The sequence below is a fragment of the Bacillus sp. CCNWLW194 genome, from assembly GCF_037120585.1.
Lineage (GTDB): Bacteria > Bacillota > Bacilli > Bacillales > Bacillaceae_G > Bacillus_A > Bacillus_A basilensis.
This window is the reverse complement of record NZ_JBBBBL010000003.1, coordinates 99,873-117,193: the sequence shown is the minus strand read 5'-3', so window position 1 is coordinate 117,193 and position 17,321 is coordinate 99,873. Positions and strand designations below refer to the sequence as shown.

Below are 17,321 nucleotides of genomic sequence, written 5' to 3'. Positions count from 1 at the left end.
GAGTGGATTTTCCGAAAAATAACCAAGAGAAAAAAGTTAATTTTGCATGTGATTATAGAGAAATTCCGTGAAAGTACCTCAAACGATATGAGGTGTTTTTCTATCCCTTTTTGAAATCTTACAATTCTGTAAGGTAACTGTAAGGTAGTTCGATGGTAACGAATTACTAATCCTCTATAATAAAGGTAACAACGATAAAACGAGGAGGAAGAAATGATGAAAGGATTAATCGTAACGGGTTTAACAGTTGCTTTCGGGTTTGTAGCATATGAGAAATTAACGTATGTAGTTGATGTTGTAAAACATTTAATCGCTTAGAGGAAACTACCATGAGAGGGAAAGGGAATGAGTGAATGAATGGAATGGTTATTTGGAATTATAGGTACTTGTAGTGTAGTGTTATTGTTCTTTGTCCCAAGTGGTATACTTAGTTCGACGACGAGTTTGTTCTTCTTAAGTTTGTTTGCTTGTACGATGCTTATCATTATGTTTTTAATGAAGCGGAGTAAACCAATCTTCTATTTTAGCATGATTGTTATGGCAATTATTGTTCTCCAAATTATTACCCTTGTTATATACCCCACTATTATAAAGGCTTTCCAATAATGATGAATCCTCTGCTTTCATTGCTGAGGGTTTTTATTTGTACATTTTTAATTTTCGGTAAGGATTTGTTTATATTGAAATATAAAAATTAAATATTTTCATATTTCAAACAAAGGGTTTTGGGATGTTGTGTTCTCATTACTCATTTGATATATTTACTTTAAAGATAATTAAAATCTAGAAAAAGAGGCGGACGTATGGATAAAAAAGAAAATACGGTCGTATTGTTTCCGCAGCTATCAGAGCGATATATTGATGAAGGTTTTTTAGCGCTGAAAGAGCGGAAATTCGAAGATGCATTGCGCTGCTTTGAAATATTACGTCAGTATAATGCAGAAACGGAACAAACGGAACTAGCTTCAGTTATTTGTTTGTTAGAGTTAAAACATATGGAAGAAGCGAAAGACAAATGTGAACAGTTGCTTGAAGCGGGAGCTGTATTATTTGGTGATATTCTTGAAACGTATGTGACGATTTTAGTTCAAACAAATGATTATGAAGGCGTTATTGAAACCGTTGAAAAAGTATTGCAAACGAAGGATATAATGCCTGAGCAAAAGGAAAAATTAGCACAGCTCGCTTTATTTGCAGAAGGTATGTTAAATGAAGTGGATACGTCACTAGTCGATTCGAATTTTGAGTTGGATGAGTTTACTAATGAAATGTTTGGAGAAAACTTTGGGCAAAAGCTAAGAGCGATTCAGCAACTTTCGTTAAAAGACTTGGATCTTGCATTACCTATTTTAAAGAAATTTTTAATAGACGAAAAACAGCACCCTTATTTGAAAACTTCTATTTTGTATAAAATGGTAGAAAATCAAATAGAAGAAGAGATAGAGGTAGAAAAGTTTGGGAATACGATTAAGGTAATTCCAGCATTTACAGGTCATAATGAGGAGCAATCCGATAACATTATACATACATTATCAAACCGATTAGAGCAAAATTATCCTGATATATTTGATGCGATGGTTACATATTGGAAAGAATTGCAAATTAGCGTTTTCCCATTCGCTCTATTAATGGATAAAGTGGAGATTTGGGCTGCTGTTTTAGAGAGAATTGGTAGAAAGCGTTTCGGATTGACTATTGATGAAGAAGAGCTTATGACAGCGTATAATATTGAATTAGAAGAGTTTCATATTGCCTATCAATGGTTATTGCGTGTTGAAAGAGAAGGATATTTGCCCGTATAATTATGAAAAAGAATCGTTCGGTTCTTGAAACGAGCATATTCTATGTTATAATGTAAGGGTTGCAAAAGGCAGAAAACTGCCTGTTTGTAAGAGAAGAGAAGTGTAATTCTCTTACTTAATATGTTTCATATTATTCTCGAACAAAATATACCGTAATTGTCTTTTAGGCAATTAGTAGATTGGAACATTATATCTGAAAGCTTTTGCTAGAGGATTATTTGTACTTTTGTTATTTCAAAAAAGAGATAATGAAGATCTTAATCTATAGAGGTATGTGCATACATTATTATAGTTGGAGGGAAAGAATAAATGGCTGCAAAATGGGAAAAATTAGAAGGTAACGTAGGCGTTTTAACAATCGAAGTTGATGCTAAAGAAGTAAACAACTCTATCGACGCTGCGTTCAAAAAAGTAGTAAAAACAATTAACGTACCAGGTTTCCGTAAAGGGAAAATGCCTCGTCCGTTATTCGAACAACGCTTTGGTATCGAATCTTTATACCAAGATGCTTTAGACATCATCTTACCAAAAGCATACGGTGAAGCGATCGATGAAGCTGGTATCTTCCCAGTTGCTCATCCTGAAATCGACATCGAGAAGTTCGAAAAAAATGCTAACCTTATCTTCACTGCAAAAGTAACAGTGAAACCTGAAGTTAAATTAGGTGAGTACAAAGGTTTAGCGGTAGAAAAAGTTGAAACAACTGTAACTGACGAAGATGTAGAGAACGAATTAAAATCTTTACAAGAGCGTCAAGCTGAACTAGTTGTTAAAGAAGAAGGAACTGTTGAAAACGGTGATACAGCTGTAATCGACTTCGAAGGTTTCGTTGATGGCGAAGCATTTGAAGGCGGAAAAGGCGAAAACTACTCTCTAGCAATCGGTTCTGGTACATTCATCCCAGGTTTCGAAGAGCAAGTAATTGGTCTTAAATCTGGTGATTCTAAAGACGTTGAAGTATCATTCCCAGAAGAGTACCATGCTGCTGAATTAGCTGGCAAACCAGCAACATTCAAAGTAACAATTCACGAAATCAAAACAAAAGAACTTCCTGAGTTAAACGACGAGTTCGCTAAAGAAGCAGACGAAGCGGTTGCAACTCTTGATGAATTAAAAGCAAAACTTCGTACAAACTTAGAAGAAGGCAAAAAGCACGAAGCTGAGCACAAAGTACGTGACGAAGTAGTAGAATTAGCTGCTGCTAACGCTGAAATCGAAATTCCAGAAGCTATGATCGACACTGAGTTAGATCGTATGGTTCGTGAATTCGAGCAACGTTTAAGCCAACAAGGTATGAACCTTGAGCTTTACTACCAATTCACAGGTACTGATGCTGACAAGTTAAAAGAGCAAATGAAAGAAGACGCTCAAAAACGCGTAAGAATCAACCTTGTTCTTGAAGCTATCATTGAAGCTGAAAACATCGAAGTTACTGAAGAAGAAGTAACTGAAGAAGTTGAAAAAATGGCTGAAATGTACGGTATGCCAGTAGACGCTATCAAGCAAGCTCTTGGAAGCGTAGACGCTTTAGCTGAAGATCTTAAAGTTCGTAAAGCTGTAGACTTCTTAGTAGAAAACGCTGCATAATAAAATAACAAGGCACGATTTTAATCGTGCCTTGTTTTATAAATATAGAAATATATTTATAAAACTTTTCGATGAAGAAGGAAAACTTCCTTAATAAGTCGAATATACATATTTCAAAAGTTTTAAAAACTTTTTATTTGTACATAACTAGTCATATTATTTGTATTTCTCGCCACGTAGTGACATAATATGTATTTACATACGATACATTTATCGTGTACATACGAAGGCAAGAGGTTAGCACTTTGTAAGGGGTGTGAAAATATGTTTAAATTTAATGATGAAAAAGGGCAATTAAAATGTTCTTTCTGTGGTAAAACACAAACGCAAGTTCGAAAGTTAGTTGCAGGTCCAGGTGTTTACATTTGTGACGAGTGTATCGAACTTTGTACTGAAATTGTACAAGAGGAGCTTGCGAAAGACGAAGAAGTAGAATTCAAAGATGTACCGAAACCGGTAGAAATTCGTGAAATCTTAGATGAGTATGTCATCGGACAAGATAACGCGAAAAAAGCACTAGCGGTAGCGGTATATAACCATTACAAACGCATTAATTCTAACAGCAAAATTGATGATGTAGAATTAGCGAAGAGTAATATCGCACTTATCGGGCCAACAGGTAGTGGTAAAACATTACTGGCACAAACGTTAGCGCGTATTTTAAATGTTCCATTTGCAATCGCGGACGCAACATCTTTAACTGAAGCTGGATACGTTGGGGAAGATGTAGAAAACATCTTACTTAAATTAATCCAAGCAGCGGATTATGATGTAGAAAAAGCGGAAAAAGGAATCATTTATATTGATGAGATTGATAAAGTGGCACGTAAGTCCGAAAATCCATCAATTACACGTGATGTATCTGGTGAAGGTGTGCAGCAGGCACTTCTGAAAATTTTAGAAGGTACTGTAGCAAGCGTTCCACCTCAGGGTGGTCGTAAGCATCCGCACCAAGAGTTTATTCAAATTGATACAACGAACATCTTATTCATCTGTGGTGGAGCGTTTGATGGCATCGAGCCAATTATTAAACGTCGTCTTGGTGAAAAAGTAATTGGATTTGGTTCTGAGAAGAAAAATGCTGATGTAAATGAGAAGCATGTTTTATCTCACGTATTACCAGAGGATCTTTTAAGATTTGGTTTAATTCCAGAGTTTATCGGTCGTCTTCCAGTTATTGCGAACCTAGAACCGCTTGATGAAGATGCTCTTGTTGATATTTTAACGAAACCGAAAAATGCACTTGTTAAGCAATTCCAAAAACTATTGGAGCTTGACGATGTTGAGTTAGAGTTTGAAGAAGGCGCACTAATTGAAATTGCGAAAAAAGCAATTGAACGTAAAACGGGTGCTCGTGGACTTCGTTCTATTATTGAAGGCTTAATGCTAGATGTAATGTTCGAACTTCCATCTCGTAAAGATATCGAGAAGTGTGTTCTTACAAAAGAAACAGTAGCTGATAATGCACCGCCAAAATTGGTGTTACAAGACGGTACTGTACTTGATACAAAAACATCTGCATAATGCGAGGGAGAAACAGCAATTTTTATAATTGCTGTTTTTCTTTATGTTTAGCTATGTTCCTCCGCGGAAATACTAAGAGATAAAACATTGCGGGAGGAAATAAATGATGAGCTGGACAAATATATTTTTACTTGTTCAACTTGTTTTTGGTGTAATTGTCGGATTGTATTTTTGGCATTTACTTCGAAATCAGCGAACACAAAAAGTTTCAATTGATCGAGAATCGAAAAAAGAATTAGAACAGCTTCGTAAAATGCGCGAGATTTCTTTAACAGAGCCGCTTGCGGAAAAGGTACGTCCTACATCCTTTTTAGATATTGTAGGGCAAGAGGACGGGATTAAGTCGTTAAAAGCGGCTCTTTGTGGTCCGAATCCACAGCATGTGATTATATATGGCCCGCCAGGTGTCGGGAAGACAGCGGCAGCACGTCTCGTATTAGAAGAAGCGAAACGAAATCCGAAATCTCCATTTCGCACAAATGCAACATTTATTGAATTGGATGCGACGACAGCTCGGTTTGATGAACGTGGTATTGCAGATCCTTTAATCGGTTCGGTGCATGATCCAATTTATCAAGGTGCTGGTGCAATGGGGCAAGCGGGTATTCCGCAACCGAAAAAAGGTGCGGTAACAGATGCACACGGTGGTATTTTATTTATTGATGAGATTGGTGAACTACATCCGATTCAAATGAACAAGATGTTAAAGGTGCTAGAAGATCGGAAAGTGTTTTTGGAAAGTGCATACTATAGTGAAGAGAATACGATGATTCCAACGTATATACATGACATTTTTCAAAAAGGTTTACCAGCCGATTTTCGCTTAGTTGGGGCGACGACACGTTCGCCAGAGGAGATTCCTCCTGCTATTCGATCGCGCTGTTTAGAAGTGTTTTTCCGTGAGTTAGATACAGAAGAAATTCAAAAAGTAGCGAAGAATGCAGCTGACAAAGTGGAAATGCAAATTGGTGAGAATGGTATTGAAATGATCGGGATGTATGCAAGAAATGGACGAGAAGCGATTAATCTTGTACAAATTTCAGCTGGAATGGCAATAAATGAAGAGCGTTCTTTCATTAAAGATGAAGATATAGAGTGGGTTGTTCACTCTAGTCAGCTTACACCGAAGTATGAAAAGCGTATTTATCCTATTCCGAGAATCGGTCTTGTAAATGGACTTGCTGTGTACGGACCAAATACAGGTGCGTTATTAGAAATTGAAGTAACAGCAATCAAGGCGAAAGATAAAGGATCGGTAAATGTTACCGGAATTGTTGAAGAGGAAAGTATTGGTAGTCAAACGAAATCAATTCGCCGTAAAAGTATGGCGAAAGGTTCTGTAGATAATGTATTAACAGTACTTCGTTCTCTAGATGTGTTGCCAGAAGGGTACGATATACATATTAATTTTCCAGGCGGGATCCCGATTGATGGGCCTTCGGCAGGAATTGCTATGGCAACAGGTGTATATTCAGCAGTGCATCGTACGTATGTGAATAATGAAGTAGCGATGACCGGTGAGATAAGTATACACGGAGAGGTGAAACCTATTGGTGGTGTGTATGCAAAAATAAAAGCCGCGAAAAAAGCAGGTGCTAAGAAAGTTATCATTCCTGCTGAAAACATGCAACCGTTTTTATACACAATAAAAGGAATTGAAATCATTCCTGTTCGTAAGTTAAATGAAGTATTTGAGCTAACATTTATGCAGGAAAATATGCATCGAGAGCTTGATATACATACTGCTGTGGACGAAACAGATGCACAATCAATGTGAGAATGAAGATAATAACATTTGCCAGACTTCGTTTAAGTTTGTATGCTTAAGCGGAGTCTTTTTTTCTTTTTATAAGGGAAAAAAACGAGGGATTTACAATTGCGGAAAATCTCTGCAATTGCATCTAGATGTATTGTAATATAAAATAGTTGAACAGGAGTTTAATTTATTATGGAGGTGCTATGTCTAGTATGAATACGAATGAAAGAATCGTACCCCTCCTACCATTAAGAGGCGTTCTCGTATATCCAACGATGGTTCTGCATCTTGATGTAGGACGTGATAAATCGATACAAGCACTAGAGCAGGCGGCAATGGATGAAAATATCATCTTTTTAGCAATGCAAAAAGAAATGAATATCGATGATCCGAAAGAAGATGACATATATAGTGTAGGTACAGTGGCGAAAGTGAAGCAAATGTTAAAATTGCCGAACGGTACGCTTCGTGTCCTTGTAGAAGGTTTACATAGAGCAGAAGTAGTAGAGTTTATCGAAGAAGAAAATGTAGTGCAAGTTTCTATCAAAACGGTAACGGAAGAAGTGGAAGATGATCTAGAAGAGAAAGCTCTTATGCGTACGTTACTGGAGCATTTCGAACAATATATTAAAGTTTCGAAAAAAGTTTCAAATGAAACATTTGCAACGGTAGCTGATGTAGAAGAGCCAGGAAGATTAGCTGATTTAATCGCTTCTCACTTGCCAATTAAGACGAAGCAGAAACAAGAAATTTTAGAGATTATATCTGTGAAGGAACGATTACATACACTTATTTCAATTATTCAAGATGAACAAGAGTTACTTAGTTTAGAAAAGAAAATTGGACAAAAAGTGAAACGTTCAATGGAGCGCACGCAAAAAGAATATTTCTTACGTGAGCAAATGAAGGCGATTCAAACTGAACTTGGCGATAAAGAAGGTAAGGGCGGGGAAGTTGAAGAACTTCGTGAGAAAATTGAACAGTCGGGAATGCCTGAAGAAACAATGAAGGCTGCACTGAAAGAATTAGACCGTTATGAAAAGTTACCAGCAAGTTCTGCGGAGAGCGGTGTTATTCGCAATTATATGGATTGGTTATTAGCACTTCCGTGGACAGAAACAACAGAAGATATGATTGATCTTGTTCATTCTGAAGAGATTTTAAACAAAGATCATTACGGTCTTGAGAAAGTGAAAGAGCGCGTGCTTGAATATTTAGCGGTACAGAAGTTAACGAATTCATTAAAAGGACCTATCCTTTGCTTAGTAGGACCTCCTGGGGTCGGAAAAACTTCGTTAGCGCGTTCAATTGCAACATCATTAAATCGTAATTTTGTCCGTGTTTCCCTTGGTGGTGTACGTGATGAATCTGAAATTCGTGGTCACCGTCGTACGTATGTTGGAGCGATGCCAGGACGTATTATTCAAGGTATGAAAAAGGCGAAATCAGTTAATCCAGTCTTTTTATTAGATGAGATTGATAAAATGTCTAACGATTTCCGTGGAGATCCATCTGCAGCATTACTTGAAGTGTTAGATCCAGAACAAAACCATAACTTCAGTGATCATTATATTGAAGAACCATATGATCTATCGAAAGTTATGTTTGTAGCAACTGCAAATACACTTTCAAGTATTCCAGGTCCATTACTTGACCGTATGGAAATTATTTCGATTGCTGGCTATACAGAACTTGAAAAAGTTCATATTGCTCGTGAACATTTATTGCCGAAACAATTAAAAGAGCATGGCTTACGAAAAGGTAATTTACAAGTACGTGATGAAGCACTTCTTGAAATTATTCGTTATTATACACGTGAGGCTGGTGTTCGTACGCTAGAGCGCCAAATTGCAAAAGTTTGCCGTAAAGCAGCAAAAATTATCGTTACAGCAGAACGCAAGCGCATTGTTGTAACGGAAAAAAATGTTGTTGATTTACTTGGTAAGCACATATTCCGTTATGGGCAAGCTGAAAAAACAGACCAAGTTGGTATGGCGACAGGTTTGGCGTATACAGCAGCAGGCGGGGATACACTTGCGATTGAAGTCTCTGTAGCGCCAGGTAAGGGGAAATTAATTTTAACAGGGAAACTTGGGGATGTTATGAAAGAATCAGCACAAGCTGCGTTTAGTTATATTCGTTCTCGTGCAGAAGAGCTTCAGATTGATCCGAATTTTCATGAGAAAAATGATATTCATATTCATGTTCCAGAAGGAGCAGTTCCAAAAGATGGACCGTCAGCAGGTATTACGATGGCAACGGCACTTATTTCTGCACTAACAGGTATTCCTGTAAGTAAAGAAGTGGGGATGACAGGTGAAATTACACTTCGTGGCCGTGTATTACCAATTGGTGGTTTAAAAGAAAAAACATTAAGTGCTCACCGCGCAGGTTTAACTAAGATTATTTTACCAGCGGAAAATGAGAAAGATTTAGATGATATTCCAGAGAGCGTAAAAGAAAACCTTACGTTTGTGCTTGCATCTCATTTAGATGAAGTATTGGAGCACGCATTAGTAGGAGTGAAACAATGAAAGTAACAAAAGCAGATATTGTAATTAGTGCTGTTAAACCAGAACAATATCCAGACAGTGATTTACCAGAAATTGCATTAGCAGGTCGTTCAAATGTCGGGAAGTCTTCCTTTATTAATAAAATTTTAAATCGTAAAAAGTTAGTACGTATTTCTTCTAAACCAGGAAAAACGCAAACGTTGAACTTTTTCTTAATCAATGAGATGATGCATTTTGTTGACGTTCCAGGTTATGGATATGCGAAAGTATCTAAATCAGAGCGCGCAGCATGGGGCAAAATGATTGAAACGTACTTTACAACGCGTGAGCAATTAGACGCAGCTGTATTAGTAGTTGATTTACGTCACCAACCAACAAACGATGACGTAATGATGTATGATTTCTTAAAGCACTATGAAATCCCAACAATTATTATTGCAACGAAAGCCGATAAAATTCCGAAAGGAAAATGGCAAAAGCATTTAAAAGTTGTAAAAGAAACGCTTGCTGTTGAAATTGGCGATGAAATTGTTCTATTCTCTTCTGAAACAGGACTTGGAAAAGAAGAAGCATGGAAAGCAATTCATAAAATGACAAAAACAAAAAACGCGTGACGAATGTCGCGCGTTTTTTTCTTTATACATTTTTAGCGTACATTTAACGTAACTTCAATATTTCCTCGTGTTGCTTTAGAGTAAGGACATACACCATGAGCAGCTTCTACAAGTTCTTGTGCTTCGCTATGTGAAACGCCAGCGACATGTACATCAAGTACAGCAGATAGGCCGAAACCACCATCCGTATCTTTTCCGATAGAAACGTGAGCAGTTACTTCTGTACTTTCTACTTTCACACGTTTTGTACGAATGACAAGTTGTAAAGCACTATCAAAACAAGCGGCATAACCAGCAGCAAATAGTTGTTCTGGGTTTGTTGCCTCTCCGCCTGCACCACCTAGTGCTTTCGGCATTTTCACATCAAGATTTAATATGCCGTCATCTGAGACTATTTTTCCGTTTCTTCCACCTGTAGCAGTTACTGAAGCAGTATATAATTTATCCATGTTTATTCCCCTTTTCTATCATTAATTGTTTTCATTGTTTCAATTAGTTTATTTAATTGAATTAATAAAGAACGATATTCTTGTTCTGTAATTCCTAAATTTGTTGCCATTGTTGTCGGTAATGAACAAGCCTTTTCTTTTAAATCTTTACCTTGTTCTTTTAATTCAATACAAACTTTTCGCTCGTCTTCTTTGGAACGAACGCGTTTTACAAGTTGTAATGATTCCATTCGTTTTAACATAGGCGTTAACGTACCGGAATCTAAAAATAGACGTTCTCCAATTTCTTTGACTGTGAGTCCATCTTGCTCCCATAGTACGAGTAAAGTAATGTACTGGGGATACGTAATACCCATCTCTTCTAAATATGGTCGATAAAAGCGGGTAACTTCTTTAGAACAGGCGTAAATAGAAAAACAAAGTTGGTTATCTAGATGTAAAGAGTCCTCTGTCATACATAACTCCCTTCTAATTAAGTTGTGCACAATTTAATTTTGTAAAACCAATATAACGAAAAAGAAATACAATGTCAAATACATTGTATTGAGAAAGTGTTTGCTACATTTTGGAACAATCATACATATTTTCCTTCATGATGAAAGAAGATAGGAAAGATGATGTTATAATTCATATGGAATAGTTTCCATCACTTGATTATGAGTGCTTTTTTTGGTAACGTACAAATAGAGTTATTAATTTATAATCATTATAAAGTAGGAAGTTTTTATTAGTTTTACTGAATCTCCTTTATTACATACGGAGAATAAATAAAAAAATAATCGGTTGTTCACACGATTGTCAGATTCATAAGAGGAAAGTTGTATTATGATAGTAGATAAAGTGATAAAACGGGTGAAGGGGGACATGCTGCGTGCATATTCTTGTTGTTAGTGTAAATTATCGAACAGCCCCTGTAGAATTTCGTGAGAAACTCACATTTCAGGCAGCAGAGCTAGAGCAAGCAATGACGACATTACAAAATCAAAAGAGCGTGTTAGAGAATGTCATTGTATCAACTTGTAATCGCACTGAGATTTACGCTGTTGTCGATCAATTACACACGGGACGGTATTATATTAAGAAGTTTTTAGCTGATTGGTTTCAGCTTGAAATAGAAGAAGTCGCACCATATTTAACTATTTTTGAACAAGATGGTGCAATAGATCATTTATTCCGCGTAACGTGCGGTTTAGATTCTATGGTAGTTGGAGAGACGCAAATTTTAGGTCAAATAAAAGATAGCTTTTTAGAAGCGCAACAAGTAAAAGCGACAGGCACAATCTTTAATGAATTGTTTAAGCAAGTCATTACATTAGCAAAACGTGCTCACTCAGAAACGACAATTGGTGAAAGTGCGATGTCTGTTAGTTATGCTGCTGTTGAGCTTGGGAAGAAAATATTCGGCGAGTTAACAGATTGTCACATACTTATTCTTGGTGCTGGCAAAATGGGTGAACTTGCACTGCAAAACTTATATGGAAGTGGTGCTCGTAAAGTAACAGTCATGAATAGGACGCTTTCAAAAGCAGAAATAATGGCTGAGAAATATATGGGACATGCAAAACCTTTAAGTGAATTACAATGTGCATTATTAGAAGCAGATATTTTAATTAGTTCAACTGGGGCATCAGAGTATGTCATTACGAAAGAGATGATGACAAAGGTAGAGAAAATGCGCTCTGGCCGTCCTTTATTTATGGTTGATATTGCAGTGCCACGTGATATTGATCCGGCGATTGATGAGCTAGAAGGTTCTTTCTTATATGACATTGATGATTTGCAAGGAGTAGTGGAAGCGAACCGTGCTGAACGTTTGAAAGAAGCAGAGAAAATTCAATTTATGATTGAAGAGGAAATTGTTTTATTTAAAACGTGGTTAAGTACACTTGGTGTCGTTCCGTTAATATCAGCTCTTCGTGATAAGGCACTTGCCATTCAAAGCGAAACGATGGAAAGCTTAGAACGAAAAATACCAAATCTTAGTGATCGTGAGAGAAAAGTAATTAGTAAGCATACAAAAAGTATTATTAATCAATTATTAAAAGACCCAATTTTAGTAGCAAAAGAAATAGCTGCTGAAGAGGGGGCAGACGAAAAATTAGCGTTATTTGCAAAAATCTTTGATTTAGAAATGGAAGATGTAGAAAGTTGTGCGGAAGAAGTAGAACATAAAAGAGTGTGGACACCATCCGTTCCATCTTTATAACTTGGAAGGATGATCGGATGAGTTTTTTAAATAACAGTATTATTTATCATATTGCAATTATTTTATATGCTTGTAGCATTAGTTTATATTTTATAGATTATTTCCAAAGTAACCGAAAGGCGAACCGATTTGCTTTTTGGTTACTTTCGATTGTATGGGTTCTGCATTCTATTTTTATGTTGCTTAGGGCTACAGATTCAGAAACGAACCCTCTTTTAACTTTATTATCAGGGATTTATTTTTATGTTTGGCTATTGATTACGATGTCGTTAGTCATTAATCGATTTATGAGAATCGATTTTTTAGTCTTTTTTACAAATGTTGTCGCATTTGGCGTAAGCGCTTTTTCTATTTTTACGCCGCTCGGAAAGATGTCACCAGTACTTGCAGAGCAATTGGTTTCGGAACTTGTATATGTACATGTCGGTATGGCTATTATCTCTTATGCAACATTCACTGTATCGTTCATTTTTTCTATTATGTATTTATTGCAATATCGCCTATTAAAGAAGAAGAAATGGAATGCGAGATTAAGAAGGTTAGGGAATTTACCGAAGCTAGAATCGATGTCTTACGGATTAAATTTATTTTCTGTTCCATTTTTCTTACTAGCTATTTTATTAGGATGCATATGGGGATATACAAAATTGGACAATTTCCATTGGTATGATACGAAAGTGATCGGGTCTTTTGTCGTTCTATTTGTATATTGTGCTGGCCTATATTTACGAGCGGCAGATGTGTTGCAAGGGAAGAAAATAGTGCAGTGGAACATCGGGGCATTTCTCGTAATGCTAATTAATATTTTTCTATTAAGCAGTTTATCCAACTTCCACTTTTGGTATTTATAATGAGGAGAGAAAATTATGCGCAAAATTATTGTAGGGTCACGAAAGAGTAAATTAGCACTAACGCAAACGAACTGGTTTATTGATCAGTTAAAAGCGCTAGGTTTACCATATGAATTTGAAGTGAAAGAAATCGTCACAAAAGGCGATGTTATTTTAGATGTTACTCTTTCAAAAGTAGGCGGAAAAGGCTTGTTTGTTAAAGAGATTGAACATGCGTTACTTACGAAAGAAATTGATATGGCTGTACATAGTATGAAAGATATGCCGGCCGTACTTCCAGAAGGATTAATGATCGGTTGTACACCGAAGCGTGTGGACCCTCGTGATGCTTTTATCTCAAAAAGCGGAGCATCGTTTAAAGAGTTAGCAGAAGGCGCTATTTTAGGTACGAGTAGTTTAAGACGTAGTGCACAATTATTAGCTGCGAGACCAGATTTACAAGTGAAGTGGATTCGTGGAAATATCGATACACGTTTACGTAAATTAAAAGAAGAAGATTACGATGCAATCATTTTAGCAACAGCTGGATTACAAAGAATGGGCTGGGATGATGAAGTTATTACAGAACATTTAGATGAGACGTTATGTGTACCTGCTGTAGGACAAGGTGCATTAGCGATTGAGTGCCGTGAGGATGATACAGATTTATTGCAGCTGTTATCACATATAAATGATGCTGTAACAGAAAGAACAGTGGCAGCGGAGCGAGTATTTCTTCATAAACTTGAAGGTGGATGCCAAGTTCCGATCGCTGGATATGCAACTCTTACAGAAAACGATGCAATCGAATTAACAGCTCTTGTCGGGTCTATGGACGGTTCTGTTTTATTGAAAGAGACAGTGGTAGGAAATGATCCAAAGGAAGTAGGGTTAGAGGCCGCGGACCGTTTAATTAAACAAGGCGCAAAAGAACTCATTCTTGCTGAGAATAAGGGGCAACAATAAATATGAACGCTCTCGCTGGCAAAACGGTATTGATTACACGTGCCCAGCATCAAGCAAAACAAATGAGTGTAGCGGTGAAAGAAAAGAGCGGAATTCCATTGGAAATTCCGCTTTTGCGTATGGAAGGTATGTCTTATAGGCAAATTCAACATATAGCAGGGCAGTTGCATTCATATGACTGGGTTATTTTTACGAGTAAAAATGGGGTGGCTTTTTTTCTGGATAGTTTGAGAAAGAGGCTACCCGTAACGACTAAAATTGCTGCAGTAGGCGTAAAAACAAAGTTAGAGTTAGAAAAGCGAGGCTATGTAGTGGACTTTGTTCCAACTTCATTTGTTGCAGAAGTATTTGCAGAAGAGTTTGTAAAAAAACTAAGTGGAAGCGAATGCGTTTTATTTCCGAAAGGGAATTTAGCAAGAGATGTCATTCCAGTTGCACTTCGCGAAATTGGTGTTTCTCTAGATGAGCTAATTGTATATGGTACGAAAGAAAATGTAGAGAAAAAGCGAGAGCTTATAGAAGCGTTAGAAGCAGAGAAAGTAGATATTATTACATTTACGAGTCCTTCAACTGTTACTAGTTTTGTTCGTTTACTTGAGGGTACAAACTGGAGAGAATGGACAAAAAAATGTACAATTGCTTGTATAGGTCCTATTACGGAAAAAGAGGCGAGCCTTTATTTTCCGCATGTTATTATGCCGAAAGAGTACACTGTAGAAGCATTACTACAATGCGTTTGTGAATCTATAAAATAAAAGAATGGGGATAGAAATCTATGAACTCTTTACAATTTAATCGTCATCGTCGTTTAAGACAAAGCGGTAATATGCGTGCGCTTGTGCGTGAAACGTTTTTACATACGGAAGATTTTATTTACCCTATTTTTGTATTAGAAGGCGAAAATGTTCGTAATGAAGTGCCTTCTATGCCAGGCGTATATCAAATTTCATTAGATTTATTGCAAGCTGAAATGCAAGAGGTTGTTGATTTAGGTATTCGCTCTGTTATTGTATTTGGTTTACCTGCTGAAAAAGATGAAGTTGGATCATCAGCATATTGTGATCATGGAATTGTGCAACGTGCAATTAAGCAAATTAAAGGTGATTTCCCTGAGCTAGTGGTAGTTGCGGATACATGTTTATGTCAATTCACAAGCCATGGTCATTGCGGTGTAATTGAAGATGGTATTATTTTAAATGACGAGTCTCTTGCAGTTCTTGCGAAAACAGCTGTAAGCCAAGCGAAAGCAGGAGCGGACATTATTGCGCCATCAAACATGATGGATGGATTCGTAACAGCAATTCGCCACGCATTAGATGAAAATGGTTTTGGACATGTACCAGTTATGTCGTACGCTGTGAAATATTCATCAGCATTTTACGGGCCATTCCGTGATGCGGCACACGGTGCACCACAATTTGGTGATCGTAAAACATATCAAATGGACCCAGCGAACCGTATGGAAGCATTCCGTGAAGCAGAATCAGATGTAATGGAAGGGGCAGATTTCCTAATTGTAAAGCCAGCTCTTTCTTACTTAGATATCATTCGTGATGTGAAAAATAACTTTAATTTACCAGTCGTTGCTTATAACGTAAGCGGTGAATATTCAATGATTAAAGCGGCAGCGCAAAATGGTTGGATTAATGAAAAAGAAGTTGTACTTGAAAAATTAATTAGCATGAAACGTGCAGGAGCAGATTTAATTATTACGTATCATGCAAAAGATGCAGCAAGATGGTTACAAGAAGGAGGCGCTAAATAATGAAAAAGTTTGATAAGTCGATTGCAGCGTTTGAAGAAGCACAAGATTTAATGCCTGGTGGCGTAAATAGCCCAGTTCGTGCCTTTAAGTCTGTCGGTATGAATCCATTGTTTATGGAGCGTGGAAAAGGCTCTAAAGTATATGATATCGATGGAAATGAATACATCGATTACGTATTATCATGGGGTCCTTTAATTCATGGCCATGCAAATGATCGTGTTGTTGAAGCTTTAAAAGCTGTTGCTGAAAGAGGTACAAGCTTCGGTGCACCAACGGAAATTGAAAATAAATTAGCGAAACTTGTTATTGAGCGCGTACCATCAATTGAGATTGTACGTATGGTTAACTCTGGAACAGAAGCGACAATGAGTGCGCTACGTTTAGCTCGTGGTTATACAGGCCGTAATAAAATTTTGAAATTCATCGGTTGTTACCACGGCCATGGTGATTCGTTGTTAATTAAAGCGGGTTCTGGTGTGGCAACACTAGGTTTACCAGATAGCCCTGGTGTACCAGAAGGTGTAGCGAAAAATACGATTACAGTAGCGTATAACGATTTAGAAAGTGTGAAATACGCTTTCGAACAATTCGGTGATGATATCGCTTGTGTAATTGTAGAACCAGTGGCAGGAAATATGGGTGTTGTTCCTCCGCAACCAGGATTTTTAGAAGGTCTTCGTGAAGTAACAGAGCAAAATGGTGCATTGCTTATTTTTGATGAAGTAATGACAGGATTCCGAGTTGCTTACAATTGTGGACAAGGTTATTACGGTGTAACACCTGACTTAACTTGTTTAGGTAAAGTAATCGGTGGTGGATTACCAGTAGGAGCATACGGTGGTAAAGCAGAAATTATGCGCCAAGTTGCACCGAGCGGACCGATTTACCAAGCGGGTACTTTATCAGGTAACCCACTTGCAATGGCAGCCGGTTATGAAACGTTAGTGCAGTTAACACCAGAATCATATGTAGAATTCGAGCGTAAAGCTGAAATGTTAGAAGCTGGCTTACGTAAAGCAGCTGAAAAACATGGTATTCCGCATTATATTAACCGTGCGGGTTCTATGATAGGTATCTTCTTTACAGATGAACCAGTTATTAATTACGATGCAGCAAAATCTTCAAACTTAGAATTCTTTGCAGCTTATTATCGTGAAATGGTGGAACAAGGTGTATTCTTACCGCCATCTCAATTCGAAGGTTTATTCTTATCGACAGCACATAGTGATGCAGATATTGAGGCGACGATTGCAGCGGCTGAAATTGCAATGTCAAAATTAAAGGCTTAATTGATGAAAGAAAATCGCTC

15 protein-coding genes are annotated in these 17,321 nt (G+C 37.2%); 13 read left to right on the top strand and 2 right to left on the bottom strand.

Translation table 11 applies throughout. From position 1 onward, the window contains the following. Window positions 1–357 precede the first annotated feature (357 nt). The 7 genes from V7S50_RS07045 to ysxC all read left to right on the top strand — a co-directional run bounded on the left by V7S50_RS07045 (window position 358) and on the right by ysxC (window position 9,796). Window positions 358–606: a hypothetical protein gene (locus tag V7S50_RS07045; protein ID WP_060632422.1), complete on the top strand. Its 249-nt coding sequence runs from the start codon at window positions 358–360 to the stop codon at window positions 604–606. A gap of 197 nt (window positions 607–803) precedes the next feature. Next, window positions 804–1,802, top strand: a complete 999-nt coding sequence (locus tag V7S50_RS07040) for a hypothetical protein (protein WP_242252590.1) — start codon at window positions 804–806, stop codon at window positions 1,800–1,802. A 309-nt stretch (window positions 1,803–2,111) separates the two neighbouring features. Next, on the top strand, window positions 2,112–3,389 hold the full coding sequence (gene tig / locus V7S50_RS07035) for a trigger factor (protein WP_242252591.1): 1,278 nt from the start codon (window positions 2,112–2,114) through the stop codon (window positions 3,387–3,389). Between the two features lie 264 nt (window positions 3,390–3,653). Beyond that, a complete protein-coding gene (gene clpX / locus V7S50_RS07030) occupies window positions 3,654–4,913 on the top strand; it encodes an ATP-dependent protease ATP-binding subunit ClpX (protein ID WP_000472281.1) in 1,260 nt (419 codons plus the stop codon). Between the two features lie 106 nt (window positions 4,914–5,019). Further along, window positions 5,020–6,690: an ATP-dependent protease LonB gene (lonB, locus tag V7S50_RS07025; RefSeq protein WP_063224858.1), complete on the top strand. Its 1,671-nt coding sequence runs from the start codon at window positions 5,020–5,022 to the stop codon at window positions 6,688–6,690. A 182-nt stretch (window positions 6,691–6,872) separates the two neighbouring features. Further along, entirely contained in the window at window positions 6,873–9,203 is a 2,331-nt protein-coding gene (gene lon / locus V7S50_RS07020; protein WP_242252593.1) for an endopeptidase La, read from the top strand. Further along, window positions 9,200–9,796 (top strand): ribosome biogenesis GTP-binding protein YsxC, encoded by a 597-nt coding sequence (ysxC, locus tag V7S50_RS07015; protein WP_000869114.1) that lies wholly within the window; start codon window positions 9,200–9,202, stop codon window positions 9,794–9,796. The genes lon and ysxC overlap by 4 nt, the downstream gene beginning before the upstream one ends. A gap of 32 nt (window positions 9,797–9,828) precedes the next feature. Here the strand turns inward: ysxC and V7S50_RS07010 are convergent, their stop codons facing one another. After that, window positions 9,829–10,245 (bottom strand): organic hydroperoxide resistance protein, encoded by a 417-nt coding sequence (locus tag V7S50_RS07010; RefSeq protein WP_242252595.1) that lies wholly within the window; start codon window positions 10,243–10,245, stop codon window positions 9,829–9,831. 2 nt (window positions 10,246–10,247) lie between these two features. After that, window positions 10,248–10,700 (bottom strand): MarR family winged helix-turn-helix transcriptional regulator, encoded by a 453-nt coding sequence (locus tag V7S50_RS07005; RefSeq protein WP_242252597.1) that lies wholly within the window; start codon window positions 10,698–10,700, stop codon window positions 10,248–10,250. 416 nt (window positions 10,701–11,116) lie between these two features. On the opposite strand from V7S50_RS07005, the gene hemA reads away from it, so the two are divergent. From hemA to hemL, 6 genes are read left to right on the top strand one after another with little or no spacing between them, the layout of a single operon-like run. Continuing rightward, window positions 11,117–12,451, top strand: coding sequence for a glutamyl-tRNA reductase (gene hemA / locus V7S50_RS07000; RefSeq protein WP_242252598.1), 1,335 nt, complete (start codon window positions 11,117–11,119; stop codon window positions 12,449–12,451). Between the two features lie 17 nt (window positions 12,452–12,468). Next, entirely contained in the window at window positions 12,469–13,302 is an 834-nt protein-coding gene (locus V7S50_RS06995) for a cytochrome C assembly family protein (protein ID WP_000008996.1), read from the top strand. A gap of 15 nt (window positions 13,303–13,317) precedes the next feature. After that, window positions 13,318–14,247 (top strand): hydroxymethylbilane synthase, encoded by a 930-nt coding sequence (hemC, locus tag V7S50_RS06990; protein ID WP_242252599.1) that lies wholly within the window; start codon window positions 13,318–13,320, stop codon window positions 14,245–14,247. 2 nt (window positions 14,248–14,249) lie between these two features. Beyond that, window positions 14,250–15,002 carry a uroporphyrinogen-III synthase gene (gene hemD, locus V7S50_RS06985; RefSeq protein WP_242252600.1) on the top strand — a complete coding sequence of 251 codons (753 nt, stop codon included), beginning with the start codon at window positions 14,250–14,252 and terminating at the stop codon, window positions 15,000–15,002. Window positions 15,003–15,022: 20 nt separating this feature from the next. Next, the gene (gene hemB, locus V7S50_RS06980; RefSeq protein WP_242252601.1) at window positions 15,023–16,012 is read left to right on the top strand and encodes a porphobilinogen synthase; all 990 of its coding nucleotides are present in this window, start codon (window positions 15,023–15,025) and stop codon (window positions 16,010–16,012) included. After that, window positions 16,012–17,301 carry a glutamate-1-semialdehyde 2,1-aminomutase gene (hemL, locus tag V7S50_RS06975; protein WP_242252602.1) on the top strand — a complete coding sequence of 430 codons (1,290 nt, stop codon included), beginning with the start codon at window positions 16,012–16,014 and terminating at the stop codon, window positions 17,299–17,301. Before hemB ends, hemL begins: the two co-directional genes overlap by 1 nt. Window positions 17,302–17,321: the final 20 nt, after the last annotated feature.